A 13,529-nucleotide genomic window follows, 5' to 3' on the forward strand; every position below is an offset into this window, starting at 1 on the left:
CTATCGGAGAGGACTATCCCACCACTTTTTTTCGTAAGCCATAATCCCCCCAACGACAGGCAAAGCTACCCCATATCCTATATCATCCACTTCCGCATCAAGACTCTGACCAGCCAGAGAGGAGAGATACCAATCAATCCCCCTTCCAATTAATCCCCGGTAGTAAATCTTATCTTGAGCAAAGACAGGAACTGCACCAGCAATAAAAGTTCCAACCCCTAAAAGTGAAGCGCGCCAAGAAGAAACACGATAGGGAACTTCGCGCATTAAGGTAGGCTACCTGCACATGCCCCCACTTCCTTTGAAACCGAACATTCTATAAAAAATCAGGTAGACGAGGCGAAGGCTCTGGCTTTACCGTTGCCGGACTTAGGAGGGAGAATGTCCTCCCCCCACTATAATAAGATGCTACATCACCGCTCTGGGGCTTTCCACAGAAAAATGCATATGTCCTCCACATCCGATCGGCAAACGATAACGGATCATAGGGCTATGGGTCATGATTGTGCTAGGAACACTATTGAAGTCTGCAATCGGAGTAAACACATTTTCGTTAGCATACACACTCCACTACTGACCCATCTGGAGACCAACATAATCCATATAGACATAGCGGAGGCGAAAAGAAGGGAAAGGGAGTTGATAGAGTCCGCTTTAATATAAGCAATAGCAGGTTGAAGGTCGGACTCTGAGAGAGCCCATGGAAATCGTACCCTGAATTAAAACGGACAGAGAGCCACCCAAACGCAAAGTAGCAAGGCTTACCATCTGGTATCTTCTCCCAGCTTTGATGGTTGATCGGATGGGCATCAAAGATGCCAGCGGAAAGTGCGACGAGCGAAGAAAAAAAAGAGCCTCGTCTTTCCTAAAGAATTCAGCAAAAAAGGCATCTTGTTCATTTAGGTCAACCATGTAAGAAAACTCAGGTATGGTTGACAAACACAAAGAGTTGCTGGCAAAAGAATTAATATGCAACGTTCACGTGTAGGGGTTCTATTCGGTGGACAATCAGCTGAACATGAAATTTCAATCCTTTCCGCAAGGAATATTGTTGCAGCCCTAGACCAAGATCGTTTTGAATCCGTTCTCATTGGAATCAGTAAAGAAGGCCAGTGGCTTCTCGCATCAGAGACTATGCTACTCGGAGCAGGGGGTGTCCTGCGTTTTGCTAGATTGCATAATCACGTCCCGATGATGATTCAACCTCACGCTGCTCATCAAATATTTCTGGTTGAGCAAGAGAAGTACCAAGAGAGACTCGTTTCGGCAATCGATGTCATTTTTCCAGTCCTCCACGGACCCATGGGGGAAGACGGAACAGTTCAGGGATTGCTTGAAATGATCGGTATCCCTTACGTAGGAAGTGGCGTTCTTGGATCGGCCATCGGAATGGATAAAGACGTCATGAAGCGTCTTCTCTCTCAAGCAGGAATCCCTACCACATCATTCCGAACACTGCATGCCCATGATTTTAAACGCGATCCTGTGTCCGTCTCATATAAGGCGATCGAGGTAGGATTTCCTCTCTTTATTAAGCCAGCAAACTCAGGGTCTTCGATCGGCATCCGTCGGGTTAAAAGTCAACAAGAACTACAAGAAGCTCTCGAGCATGCATTTTTATATGACCATAAGGTCCTTGCCGAAGCAGCCATCTCAGGGCGTGAGATCGAATGTTCCGTGCTAGGAGGGAATGTTCCTGTCGCTTCTTTACCCGGCGAGCTTATTATCAAACATCCAGATGGATTTTATTCCTACCATGCCAAATATGTGGACGAAACGGGGGCTCTTTTGCAAATTCCCGCGCAACTGGAAGCGGATCAAATCCACAGGATTCAAACCACAGCGATTGAAGCCTTTCGGGTATTGGAATGTGACGGGATGGCTCGAGTCGACTTCTTTCTGCAGGCCGATGGCAGCTTGCTGCTTAACGAAATTAACACAATCCCTGGTTTTACCAATATCTCGATGTATCCCAAGTTATGGGAAGCGACCGGCCTTCCCCAGCAACAATTAATTACCCGACTGATCGACTTAGCCCTTGAACGCCACCAAAAACGCAAGGCTCTCAGAACCTCTATTATTAATAAACAGCAGTTGCTTGGGTCAGGTAGATAGCCAATCACAAACCAAAAAAGAAGGCTTCTACCTCAGGAAGAAGCCTTCCTCTTGAACAGATGCAACAAGCTGAAAGCTTATTGTTTCCAGCGTCGAGCAAGGAAGTCGCCCTCAATCCCAGCGAATGCCGCTGTCACTATCTGATGAACCTCCTCCATCCTTGATCGGTTCCTCCGTCTTTCTGACTTCCAGAGCCGTCCGTCGACGAATCACCATCCTGACCACCTGGATCAGGAGGAAGAGGAGGTTCATAGCCTCTCCCCTCATATCGAGCAGTCCCTATACAGGTTGCTGTATCATCAGAGAGCAATCTCTTGCACTCGTCATCGCTCATGCATCTTTGCTTTGCACTGATCATTCCATTGCCAGCAAAAGCGTTCGCGCGGATAATCACCACGCCACCCCCTAGAGTTCCGTCTGTACCTACAGCATCGTTTTGGTGACTACCTCCGCCACCACTCCCAAGCGTCATTCGACCCTCGAAGTTCGCATAAGCAACACTCCTCCTACTCCACATGTCGAAAGTGGACCAAATCCTTTTTGATGCCATAGAGCATCACTTGAAGCACTGGCACCTAGACCGTTCTTATTGGGATTCAAAAAGTACACACCAGGAATAATTCCCTCTCCTCAACAACCATAGCCCTGCTTTCTATTCGTATCGGCATCGTCATACAGACCTTGTCATGATTTTACATCTTTATTAGGAGCCCTCAATCCACCACGAAATCCGAGCCTATCAACTACTATCTTTCCATTACCCGTCATCACTGTCCCCGCGCTGAGAATAACCATAACAGCTCCTGTAGCTCCATCCCATGGCAATCCAGACAAAACATCAGGATCTCCTACCGTCACATCCGTGTACTCTGAAACACTAATCACTTGGGGTAAGTTTGGAGCATAGTCTGTCCCGAGAAGCTGTGTTAATGTGTCGTTGTTTTACTCTCCGAAACATCCTAATTCTCGCATATTCATAAGATCCCACTGTCGTGCCACCTAGAGCAATAGACGCTTGATATGCTAGATCACCAGGAGTACGCCGCTGGAGGAGGCGTAAGTGCATATCCAGTCGGTTGCCACACCACCACACGTTTCCACTTTTCAAAAGAGACAGCACCTGGATTGTTATTGGCACAGAGAATTATCGTCAACACTCTTTTATCTGCAATTGCAATTATTTATGCGTAGGAATTGACTATTTTTGGGGTTCGAGCTGTCCCCCCATTCAATATACTAGCCCCATCCTTTCCAGTACCGAGACCATAGGTATCTTCACCATATGCTGCCCGTACCAATGCAAGAGAAGCAACAGCCCCCAAGACCCATGCATATGCCTTCCCAGAAAGAAGATCCCCTCACCTCTACATGCTCACTGATGTACTGCTCTTCTCTTTCATAATTCTTCTTAAAATGTACATGTTACAATCAAAATAGACTGAACTACGCGGAATTTTTCTCAACTTCAGATGGCGAGAGTCCACTGTACTGTAATCCAAATCCCAATAAGAAGCGGCAAACCACAGCAAAACCCAGTGACCCCAACTTCCAGTCAAAAGCATACATCCACCTTTCCAAGTCACCTGCCCGCTCAACTCGTTGGGACACCCTCGTAAGACATAAGAAAAATTCTCTTCCGTACCTCTCCTTACTATAGAGACAACCCCCCTGATTTAACAAGTAACTTTATACCGTATTCAAATGACTTTGTAAAATTCTTAGCGAACGAAAATGTTAAGCAAGCTCATATCGCTCAAATTACTCAATAAGCCCATCCTTTTTCTTCAGAGAGAAACAGATGTCTGTAGTTGCTTCTCGTCAAAGAGCGATTTAAGGAAAAGGAAAGGGATTGTGAAAACAATCCCTTTCACTATCCTCCCTCCTGAGCAACTCGTTCAACTATTTCTAGAAGAACGACAGCGTATCGGCGCAACCAAAAAACCACTTACCACTGCAACTAGACCGACCAGCGATTCCTCCATATTCCCTTCACTCCATGTGGATCATCCACCTCCGCCCTTCCTCGAATCAGCTCCAGAAGGTCCTGTCCCACCTTCCTTATTGTTGCCACCATCTCCCCGTTTCTCCCCCCCCTGTCCCACCATCTTGTTCACCAGGAACAGGCGGCTTATCACCAGAATCCAGACAATAGCTCAACTTACAAACTTCTCCCCTCTCGCAATCGCTACCTTCTACACACCCTCCACACTAGCCATCCTTGACAGGAGTTCCAGGTGGACAGTACACCCTAGCAAGGACCTCTCCCTTCACAAACTTCTGATTCACATCATCACGAAATGGCTCATCCTCTCCCACCGAAATCGCTCCCCACGTCCGATCTTCTACAGAGCCATTTTACTTCTCTAGCCTCTTTCCAACCCCAGATGCATAGGTCGCACTGTTTCCACATGCTTCACCATCTCTATCAAGCAAAAATTTCATGTCATCGCCCACGCCGCCACTATATCAATCCCACCGCAATCGGAAGCACTATCCACCCGTAAAACCTCCGTCCCTACTGGCGTCTCCCCTACCATTCCCTCTACCCGTCTTACCCGAAGCGTTCAACGAGGCGGCGTACCTTTGCTGTCCCGCCGCAGAAAAAACCAGCTAGCCTTCCACTCTACCAGCATAGACAATCACCATCTCTCCCCCGTTGCCCCCTCCTCAAGAAAAAAAAGCATCAAATGAATCACCTAAACCTACACCCCCACCAAACAATAAACGTTCAAGTGGGGAACCCACTATCTTTCGGACGCTCCGGCCACCCACATCTCTCCCCTTCTCATTACCGGTAGTCCCATCTCCCGCATACACCCCACCTTCTTGGCCACATTTTGTACCATGGGCTCTATCATTTCCTCCAGCATTCCGACATTCCCCACCCCCTGCCGCATTCGCCCAACTCCCTTGGCCTCCTGCTGCCGCACTTTTCGGGTCTCCCTCATAGGCGCTGATCAATCCTCCCCAGCAAACGCAAAACCCACCACTTGGCTTCCCTTGGTTTGATTGACTTGCCGAATCACACTTGTCCTTCTTACTGTGATAAGAAGGTTTTCTATCATCTGCATCTTACCCTCAGGAATCCTGCATGCGAAGTTGTGATCGTCACATTCCCAGACAAAACCTCCCCGCCTACAATGAAAGCCACTCCTTCCTTCTTTCCATCACATAACTGAGGAACTATCGTCCCTGGACCACGTCACCGTCAATTTTAGTATATTCAGCAATCAAAACTACCTGTAAAATGCAACCCATCAAACGCTAATTCCAGATTCCGATTCAGCGTCAATTCCCTCCCCTACACACTCTTCACATGCACTACATCGAACTTCTCCATCTTCTTCGGGCTTTTCAACAAATCGATCGGGGGGCTAGCGTCAATCCCACCGTCACTCCTAACTTATCCGGTTTCCTTGCCATCTACAACACCATCACACCCTTCCCCTTCGCATTCGCAATCCCGCTGACTCGTCGTCCGCTAACACCAATACCGTATAATCCCCAACATTCCTCACATCTTGAAGAACCCCACACTGACTCACCTGCGTACGCTCCTTGTCTACCACCAATTCCCTATCCAAATCACGACCAAGCCCAAAACCCAAGCTGTCCACATACGATAACGAACTAGCAAAAAATATCGCTAAATCTATTCCTACACGACCTCTAGCATGCTTCAGGTCTCTCCAGCCTCCTCCTGAATGTACAACAAAACAAACCTACCCTTGTCCATACGTTACTTTTCCATGTCACCTCCAAACTAAGTAAGCCACCAAAGTCCTTCCCACCCCTCCTCTTACAGGAGAACTCGTTTCCAAACGACAAACTCTTCATAAGTGAGTTATAATGAAAGTTTACCCTCTTCAATCAAAATTAAAAATGCGCTGGTGTTCTTCTTACAGTTCCAGTCCGGAAACAATCTTTTGCAATCCTACCAGCGTGGATAGATGCGTCTGTTGAAGCACACAATACAACACATGAGACTTAAAGATCACTCCATCTCCTTGCCTCCTTGCCGATCAAAAATTAGCACAGGCCCTGTGTCTTCTGACACATCCTCATCTCTGGCTCCTCCGCGCATGTTGAGTTCTTTCTTGACGAGAGACACAATCTCCTCACGTTGCTTTTGCGAACAGTCTCGCAGGAGCTTCTCAAGATAGGTTACCCCCCGCAGGTGATCATATCCATGTTGAACAACATGCACTGCAAAGCTAGAGAATTCCTATTCTAACTCCCTTCCTTCACGGTCCACATAGCGAACAGTTACACGCTGATGCCGTTTCACTTTCCCCCTCAGAAGTCCCAAAACGCTCAAACATCCCTCACCATTAAGGTAGATAGTAAGTCTCTTCACTATAATGAATGATGATGGGATTGATTAAAGAGGTGGAAGGGGGGATCTCCATGTCAGGATAGCGACTCCAAACAGACATCTGTAACGCTGTACCGTCCGTCCCAATCCAACATATTTTTCTGGGCGCCTGAATCAACTGGCATTGGTTAGATGCAATTCCACCCCTTTATGCTGGGATTGCTCCTCCTGTATCTTACCGAGATCGCAAGCAACTCCTCACTTCCTTAACATCTCCAGAGGACGGGAGGGGAAGGATTCCAAGGATAGAATCTCCCCTATCTGTCTTATGCTCAGGAAATCCCGTCTATCCGATGTTGTGGAGGGCTTGACGAACCACTCCTGTCTCCTGGTTAGATTCGGGCGACTTGGCAGCGTGAGGAGTTGGATTGACGCGATTTTACACCCAACCAGTACACCTCCCAACAAAATCATCACACCAATCTGCATCCTGTCGATTGTTCCCTCCTCAAGATCAAAAACAACAAAAAATTAGTCTTCTTTCCACCTTATCTCATTCCCTGAGCCGCTGAAGGCTCATCCATATAAAAATATTTGACATAATGTCCCAGATGGTTTTTAAAAACTAGTACGTTTATTTTCCCTTCTTTTTTTGCTCAAAAGCCAGCTCTCTGCCAATCGCTTCTCGTCACTTCTCTATTTTTATGCTCATGTGGGATGCAGGCCTAAAAAAACAGACAACAATGTCTATCAATCCCCCTCCGACAGCTAATAGAAATCTATCCTTGATGGTAATAAAAAGCTGTCTTGCGATCGATAGGATAAGAAAAATTTCATATGTACTCTCTCCTAAGAAAAAAGGGCTCACCACAATCCCTATCAGTTCGATCGACGATCAAAACCCATACTCATTCTACCCAATTAAGAATGTGTTTACTTCTAAATGTGTAAGGGGTAGCCTACATCCCTTTTCTCAGAGATACCAGTGAAATAAGGAGGCCAATTTGGTCGTTTCTATCCTAAATTCAAGTACTAGTGAACTTTGGTATGTCTCTTTCCTTCCATCGAGCATGACCAAATTCAATTGGGCATTAATGAAAACCGCAGAACCAAATACGAAATTCTTAGGAGTTTCTCCATTACCCAATTCATAGTAGACGGAAGTCCCTCTGGAGTTACCCCCCTCTCTTCATTTCAAGTATTTGTTTGGAATGAAGAACGGGGGCTCGTTCCGACTGTTGCCACTGAGTCAGATCTCAAGGTAGCCGATTCATGGCTAGTGAGCGATGGGTATGTATACGGATTAGCATTACATAAACTGCGTTTCTTTCAAGCTTGTAGGCACATAATCCAGGGGATTCACCCTCCCCTAGAGTTAGAACTATTCTGGCAAGCAGTCTTGGAGAAACTGCCACGCCAGGGGCGGTGGTTCCCCCGCGTAGAACTCGCATGGAAATCCAATCTGCAGCTCTTTCTAAGGCTCCGTCCAGCCCCCTCAGTACAAGAAACAGCACGCGTCTGGATAGAAAACCACTTCGATCCTCGTCGGACACCACGAAGGAAAGGGCCTGATCTCACCTCCCTAGCTGAATTGCGCCACCGAGCCATGACCAAAGGGGCTAATGAAGCTCTGCTCGTAACCCCCTCCGGTATTGTCCAGGAGACGTCCTCGTCCTCTATTCTGTGGTGGAAAGGGGATACGCTGTGCACTCCTTCCCCTTCCCTCAGGATTTTACCGAGTATTACGGTAAATCTCATCCAGCAAATGGCCTACGAGATGGGGGTGCACACAGTGTTTCGGAAAACTCCGCTCAGCGAGTTAGAAGGGCTTGAAGTGTGGCTAGCGAACTCCCTTCATGGCATCCGCCCCGTCGTCCAATGGGTAGGAAATTCTCCATCCATCACTGCAGGCCCCGTTCAAAAAGCCCCCCTCTGGCAGCGCATGCTTCACGCCCGCGCACAGCTTTTATAAGCATACTCTTTTGATCTCCCAACGCAATGCTACCTTTTCATTTTTTGATAAAATTTTTAAAGCCTGTACACGATCAATATAATCAAGGGGCACGATCAAAAAAGACCTTCTTCAACGAAGAGAAGTGGTCAAATAGTCCAGTGCTTCTCTGGATATAGTCTTTACGCTACACAAAACCACTGCGGTTGCGAAGAGTGAATGGATACTTTAAAATCTGAACTTCCCCCACAACGGGAAAAGACTGAAATTGATTATTAGAAAGAAATTATTCCAACATAGTTACATCAGAAAAAATATTCTCCAAAATAAGTTGATTGAGCTCATACCGATCGCGATATCGCTTTCACCATTCCTCTATCTTTTTTGTCAACGATTGATTGTAATCGATACCCCTTCTGGCGAGAGCTTTCTGGTAGATCAAGATAAAAGCACCAGGCTCTATACACAATTTTTTTATTTTTATGATGGTATATAACTTTCGGCATTCATCAAAACAATGAACATTAAATACAAATTTTGAATTACTTTCTATATAATTAATATCATACATTCTTTTCCTATAGTTTTTCCCTCCTTGATTATTTTGAAGATGTTCCAACGTTTTAGATCAACTTTAATTTAGGCATTTTTTGAACAAGTAGATCGTAATCAACAGAAAGCACTTTTTTAGAAATTAGTTCTCAGAACAACTAACCTGAGGAAGATAAGAAAAACATCCTCCAATCGAATCCCTCCTGACAAAGCAAACTCACAAAGCCAGGCCGCTTGCCATGGCTTTTCTCCTCTATCCATAATCTTTAAATCGTAATTCAGTGAGCCCCCCAAAAAGTCGATTTGCAAGTATTTCTCTTTGTTGGATAGAACCATCGCTGATGGCAGGAAGTGGACAGATTCTAGAGAAACTTCTGTTGATTCTTTAACGCCTCCACAGGTCTGCAATAAACTGGTAAACACAAGTACCATCCATGGATTGATTCGGCCATGATTTTCAAGCATCTGAGGGACTTCTTTCTTCCCCCTTAAAATTGCCTTTTCTTTAGGTTTCTAGGTATTCTAAGCGCTCTTGAAAGGGAACACACTTATGATAAGAAAAGGAAGAAAGCAGTGTATGCTTGCTGGACTCATGCTGATCGGACGCGTGCGGAATGTCAGTCAGGGTGCTACCGACGCAATCTTCTGGACTCGCTGATCTGGTCCCGGAAGCATTGTTCAATCAGATGTTCTTACATTGTTCTACATCTCCTTACGAAGGAGCCTTTTACACTTATCTGCACGGAAATAAGAGCTTGCTGCTTTCTTTGCCAACATCGCCCATAAAACAACAAGGGAAGACTACCACACCGAATGGGTGCTATTCTTGGGGCCTTTGTTTGGTCAAAGAAGGCAAGCCGAGTCCTCCTCAGACTAGCTACTGCGACATAGTAACCTGCAATGACCTTGTCAGCCAGGTAAATTCTACTATGATCGCAGCCCAATTCAACTGAGTTGGAATTACAATTATGGATAGAGGCAGGAACAGCCCTTAATCTTCCTCTTTTAACCGATTCTGACGTGTTGCCCCCGATCCAGTCATCGCATTAAAAACAGCCATCTGGTTTTGGATGGCAACGCAATCGCCCAAACCCTCCTGCCACGATGTGATGACAGGAAAGTGGACACCCTCTGGTGCAGACATCAGCGCAGGACAGCTGCCAAGACAAGATTCGGGATCACCATCAACATCATCAACGGAGGGAGGAGGGAGCGAGCACAATCAGCCTACCCCCCTCCAAGTACAAGACCGCATTAGCTACTATCAGCAATTCACAGGCCTATTGAATGTAAATCCTGGAGAAAAATTGGACTGCAGCCATATACAAAGCTACCAGCGAGAAGAGATCTCTTCTTCATCCTATCTTAACCATTAACGTAGGGGGGACAGGGCAATAGGACCATAGAGTCAACCCTATTCCACCAAAAAATACAATACAGAGCATGCAAATTTGATTTAAATCTCATCTACATGTTGCAAACAATCCACTTTCAGTTAATTAGTAAAACAAAAAATGTCCTTCCTTTCTAAAGATGGAAGGGAATGAAAAAAGGCAAAACGCCTTGCTCTTCCTCTGCTAACGACATCCAGTCAAAATACATTGGGGAAGATAAGGAAGTCACATCAACGGAAAAAAATGGATCTGTATGTCTTGTGTAGCCATCCTAATGACTTGTGGAAATGCAAAGATGGACGGAACAGAAGACCAAGAGGACTTGACTGCTCTACAGAGCCCTTTGATAGAAGCAAAGAACAGCCAATGGAAGTCAGATAATATTACAATAAAAGGATGGGAAGACCCTAGACACAAACCTAGGATTCCACGTCCACCAGCAAATATACAATGCAAGGAGACTCGCGTTTCTACTCCAGCACTCCTCCATCCAAGCAACTTCGTTTTCCATACATCCGAATCAACTTCTACAACCAATCAGTAATTCTAACAAACCATTCATTCGAATCAAAATCATGTTCCTGTCTCTTTCTTTACTTGCTCTCATCCACTTAATTCAAGAGAAGGATCTTTAACTATGAGAAATACACGTTATTGGATCAGTACAGTAGCACTTGTATATTGTGGAGGGTTGGAGGAAGGGGAGGACACGGTTACTCCAGAAGCCCTGTCCTTCTTATCTCAAGCTATGAATACGCCTCCCTCCTTACCCCCCAGGCTTAAAAAATCCACAACTTCACAAAAATAAATAACTCTACCAGTTGTTCCTTCAAAGTTATTAGATTCCCCTCCAAAGCCAATCAATCATCTTCCTCTTTCTCATAAAGAGATTATGTTATTAGACCACAATCAGCTCCTCCACAGCATATGAGAATGGTATAATCTTAAGCGGTATAAAGAATTACAAAAGCTCGTACATATCAATCAAATTATATACTACCTATTTCATTCAATCGCAACAAAAAAGGTCCTTATACAGAGCTTGTACCATCCGCAGACAATTTTATTTTAGCCAACAGCCTCAACTATCCTACCAATTGGAAAAACTCTCATTTTAGACGGTATAACCAGCTGCAATATAGACAAATCATCCGCTCCTTTGAAAATATAAAGGGTATTAAAGATATTATTAACTTTCGATCATTTTTTTTCTTCAAGAAGTGACAGAACTGTTAAATGGAAACGAATTGACTGGATTTAAAAAATTAAAAGAAATCTTATTATAGTACCCAAAGGATTTTATTAAAATATCTACAATAAAATATCCTCTGAGTGGAGAAAAAGTGCCTCAAAAGATGATATCCAAGATGGATATAAGAATAATTGATTACAAACTTCTGACCATTCAATATAAAATTCAACATCCTAGAACTTGGTTTCCAACCACACAAACAAGAACAAGGATTAATAGGTATTTACTATCAACTAGGTGATTCCATCTACGAGGTAGACGATAAGGAAAGAGACCTAAAATTGCAGCCACTGGGGCCCGACAGGCGAATTATGGATAGAAAGCCTTAATGACACATAAAATTCTGCTCGCTCGTTCCACCAAATCTCAGGAATGACTGGCTGATTTACATTTTTACCCAATTGATCAATCCACATTTTAATCACAACAAGCTCTCAATATATCCTCACCTTATCAATTATTGTGTGTGTTTTGACTCTCAAACTAACATATAAATCACTGTCACTGATCCAACATTAAGAAGCAACAAAGTAAGAAGGGGCGAATCCTTTAGAAAAAGTTGGATAAAATGCACAAATCGTTTCTCCTATAGAACGAAATCGACAAGCACCTCTATCTCTCTAGAGACTATCGATACAGAATAACTATGATTATTTCCTTCATCTCTCAATATCCGCAATGAAGAAAAAAATAACCGATTGGGGAATAAGGCTGAAATGGTATTCCTTAATATTGTCACATGTTAAGTTTTATCGTATCATCGTGTTCTTTTAATAATTGCTTGCTTAGGAGAAAGCACGATGAAAAGTATGTGGCATGTTCTCTTCCCCAGGATCGATACAACGCGTGGAGATATTCCCATTTTGCTGCTTCGTACTGTGGCTGGCGCCGCGTTTTTGATACATGGATGGAAGAAAATTCAGGACCCTGTCGGTTGGATAGGCCCCGGGTCATCCATTCCAGGTGTTTTGCAAGCACTTGCCGCACTCTCTGAATTTGGTGGAGGGGGGGCCTGGATACTCGGGTTGTTAACGCCTCTCGTATCAGCCGGTATCCTGTCCACCATGAGCGTCGCATTGTGGATGCATATCAGCGTGTGGGGAGATCCGTTCGTCGGGAGCCCCTCTTCGTACGAACTCCCTCTCCTTTACGCAATCATCGCTATTCTCCTCCTTCGAATGGGACCAGGACGGTTTTCTATCGACGCGATCCTATCCCGACAACTCACTCCAAAGAAAGAAGACGAACAGTTGGTCTAGGCTGTTTCGGATTTCGACTTACGCAAACGGGACCAGTACCACCAATTACATTGTCCAAGAGGAAGATCAGGATGTTGAGCCTGGGCAATCGCTGCCCGAAAAACATCCTCGCAGCAGGGCTCGTAGAGGATACCCTGTCTTTTCACACAGCTACCGATATAGCTCGCTCGCATTACACGCAGCGAGTTGTTTGACAGTTTGAATACGGAGCAGATCAAAACCGCGCAGGATTGCACGACCCACCGATACAAGCTCCCTCAGCATCTTCTCTCTGTCTTTGCTTTTGCTTTTCTCACATCCACCTTACAGAAAGCCATGTCAACCAAAGGCTGCACTGCGAAATCACCCCTTCTCTTCTCACGGTCTCTGGTCCCCAAAGCTCCAAAGGCATTCTCTCCTCAACACATAACGCTGTGATTTTGTCGAATTGTACAGTTATGGGATTCCCCTGCACTGATCGTCACCACGGGAGATTCATCCTCTGGAGGAACAGGATCCGTCGGTTTTAGTCACCGCATGTCACGGGTCCCTATCCCTAGCTGGCCATAGCTATTGTCTACCCAACACCAGACTTTCCCACTCTTGCTCAGCATACAAGCATTTTCCCACCAACAACCACCTGAACCAATTCCTCATTGAGAGCAACATCCATCCCAGGAGCCACCTAATTTTTTTGAGTTCCATCCCCCAG

At 45.2% G+C, this 13,529-nt stretch carries 14 protein-coding genes and 1 pseudogene; 7 read left to right on the forward strand and 8 right to left on the reverse strand.

What is annotated here, in order from left to right:
* Positions 1-267: a hypothetical protein gene (locus tag BCY86_RS06510; RefSeq protein WP_075277007.1), complete on the reverse strand. Its 267-nt coding sequence runs from the start codon at positions 265-267 to the stop codon at positions 1-3.
* 702 nt (positions 268-969) lie between these two features.
* Between BCY86_RS06510 and BCY86_RS06515 the strand changes: the two genes are divergently transcribed.
* Entirely contained in the window at positions 970-2,115 is a 1,146-nt protein-coding gene (locus BCY86_RS06515) for a D-alanine--D-alanine ligase family protein (RefSeq protein WP_075277008.1), read from the forward strand.
* A gap of 136 nt (positions 2,116-2,251) precedes the next feature.
* On the opposite strand, the gene BCY86_RS06520 is transcribed toward BCY86_RS06515, so the two are convergent.
* Together BCY86_RS06520 and BCY86_RS09830 are read right to left on the reverse strand one after the other, a co-directional pair.
* Positions 2,252-2,587, reverse strand: a complete 336-nt coding sequence (locus tag BCY86_RS06520) for a hypothetical protein (RefSeq protein ID WP_075277009.1) — start codon at positions 2,585-2,587, stop codon at positions 2,252-2,254.
* Positions 2,588-2,799: 212 nt separating this feature from the next.
* Positions 2,800-3,000, reverse strand: a complete 201-nt coding sequence (locus tag BCY86_RS09830; RefSeq protein WP_156865129.1) for a hypothetical protein — start codon at positions 2,998-3,000, stop codon at positions 2,800-2,802.
* 966 nt (positions 3,001-3,966) lie between these two features.
* On the opposite strand from BCY86_RS09830, the gene BCY86_RS06525 reads away from it, so the two are divergent.
* Positions 3,967-4,482: a hypothetical protein gene (locus BCY86_RS06525; RefSeq protein ID WP_156865130.1), complete on the forward strand. Its 516-nt coding sequence runs from the start codon at positions 3,967-3,969 to the stop codon at positions 4,480-4,482.
* A 300-nt stretch (positions 4,483-4,782) separates the two neighbouring features.
* Here the strand turns inward: BCY86_RS06525 and BCY86_RS06530 are convergent, their stop codons facing one another.
* The 3 genes from BCY86_RS06530 to BCY86_RS10790 all read right to left on the reverse strand — a co-directional run bounded on the left by BCY86_RS06530 (position 4,783) and on the right by BCY86_RS10790 (position 6,472).
* Positions 4,783-5,076: a hypothetical protein gene (locus BCY86_RS06530; RefSeq protein ID WP_075277011.1), complete on the reverse strand. Its 294-nt coding sequence runs from the start codon at positions 5,074-5,076 to the stop codon at positions 4,783-4,785.
* Between the two features lie 1,033 nt (positions 5,077-6,109).
* Positions 6,110-6,322 carry a hypothetical protein gene (locus tag BCY86_RS06535; RefSeq protein WP_075277012.1) on the reverse strand — a complete coding sequence of 71 codons (213 nt, stop codon included), beginning with the start codon at positions 6,320-6,322 and terminating at the stop codon, positions 6,110-6,112.
* An 18-nt stretch (positions 6,323-6,340) separates the two neighbouring features.
* The gene (locus BCY86_RS10790) at positions 6,341-6,472 is read right to left on the reverse strand and encodes a peptide deformylase (protein ID WP_420814518.1); all 132 of its coding nucleotides are present in this window, start codon (positions 6,470-6,472) and stop codon (positions 6,341-6,343) included.
* Between the two features lie 1,000 nt (positions 6,473-7,472).
* On the opposite strand from BCY86_RS10790, the gene BCY86_RS06550 reads away from it, so the two are divergent.
* A complete protein-coding gene (locus BCY86_RS06550; protein ID WP_216636009.1) occupies positions 7,473-8,402 on the forward strand; it encodes an aminotransferase class IV in 930 nt (309 codons plus the stop codon).
* 666 nt (positions 8,403-9,068) lie between these two features.
* Here BCY86_RS06550 and BCY86_RS06560 read toward each other — a convergent pair.
* Positions 9,069-9,398: a hypothetical protein gene (locus BCY86_RS06560; RefSeq protein WP_075277015.1), complete on the reverse strand. Its 330-nt coding sequence runs from the start codon at positions 9,396-9,398 to the stop codon at positions 9,069-9,071.
* A gap of 445 nt (positions 9,399-9,843) precedes the next feature.
* On the opposite strand from BCY86_RS06560, the pseudogene BCY86_RS10795 reads away from it, so the two are divergent.
* The 4 genes and pseudogenes from BCY86_RS10795 to BCY86_RS06575 all read left to right on the forward strand — a co-directional run.
* Positions 9,844-9,909 (forward strand): annotated as a pseudogene (locus BCY86_RS10795) (hypothetical protein); the annotation flags it as partial.
* Positions 9,910-10,003: 94 nt separating this feature from the next.
* The gene (locus BCY86_RS10800) at positions 10,004-10,309 is read left to right on the forward strand and encodes a glycoside hydrolase family 19 protein (protein ID WP_075277016.1); all 306 of its coding nucleotides are present in this window, start codon (positions 10,004-10,006) and stop codon (positions 10,307-10,309) included.
* 655 nt (positions 10,310-10,964) lie between these two features.
* Positions 10,965-11,135, forward strand: coding sequence for a hypothetical protein (locus BCY86_RS09840; protein ID WP_156865131.1), 171 nt, complete (start codon positions 10,965-10,967; stop codon positions 11,133-11,135).
* 1,244 nt (positions 11,136-12,379) lie between these two features.
* Positions 12,380-12,838, forward strand: a complete 459-nt coding sequence (locus BCY86_RS06575; RefSeq protein WP_083604246.1) for a DoxX family protein — start codon at positions 12,380-12,382, stop codon at positions 12,836-12,838.
* A 509-nt stretch (positions 12,839-13,347) separates the two neighbouring features.
* On the opposite strand, the gene BCY86_RS10805 is transcribed toward BCY86_RS06575, so the two are convergent.
* Positions 13,348-13,467, reverse strand: a complete 120-nt coding sequence (locus tag BCY86_RS10805) for a hypothetical protein (RefSeq protein ID WP_420814554.1) — start codon at positions 13,465-13,467, stop codon at positions 13,348-13,350.
* Positions 13,468-13,529: the final 62 nt, after the last annotated feature.

Origin of the sequence: Pajaroellobacter abortibovis, from assembly GCF_001931505.1 — a bacterium.
In the GTDB taxonomy this organism is placed as follows: Bacteria; Myxococcota_A; Polyangia; order Polyangiales; family Polyangiaceae; genus Pajaroellobacter; species Pajaroellobacter abortibovis.

Excerpts from the sequence above, each read along its gene's own strand:
- BCY86_RS06510 (WP_075277007.1), bottom strand. The coding sequence starts at position 267 with ATGCGCGAAGTTCCCTATCGTGTTTCTTCTTGGCGCGCTTCACTTTTA.
- BCY86_RS06515 (WP_075277008.1), top strand. The coding sequence starts at position 970 with ATGCAACGTTCACGTGTAGGGGTTCTATTCGGTGGACAATCAGCTGAA.
- BCY86_RS06575 (WP_083604246.1), top strand. The coding sequence starts at position 12,380 with ATGAAAAGTATGTGGCATGTTCTCTTCCCCAGGATCGATACAACGCGT.
- BCY86_RS06520 (WP_075277009.1), bottom strand. The coding sequence starts at position 2,587 with ATGACGCTTGGGAGTGGTGGCGGAGGTAGTCACCAAAACGATGCTGTA.
- BCY86_RS10800 (WP_075277016.1), top strand. The coding sequence starts at position 10,004 with ATGGCAACGCAATCGCCCAAACCCTCCTGCCACGATGTGATGACAGGA.
- BCY86_RS06560 (WP_075277015.1), bottom strand. The coding sequence starts at position 9,398 with ATGCTTGAAAATCATGGCCGAATCAATCCATGGATGGTACTTGTGTTT.
- BCY86_RS09840 (WP_156865131.1), top strand. The coding sequence starts at position 10,965 with ATGAGAAATACACGTTATTGGATCAGTACAGTAGCACTTGTATATTGT.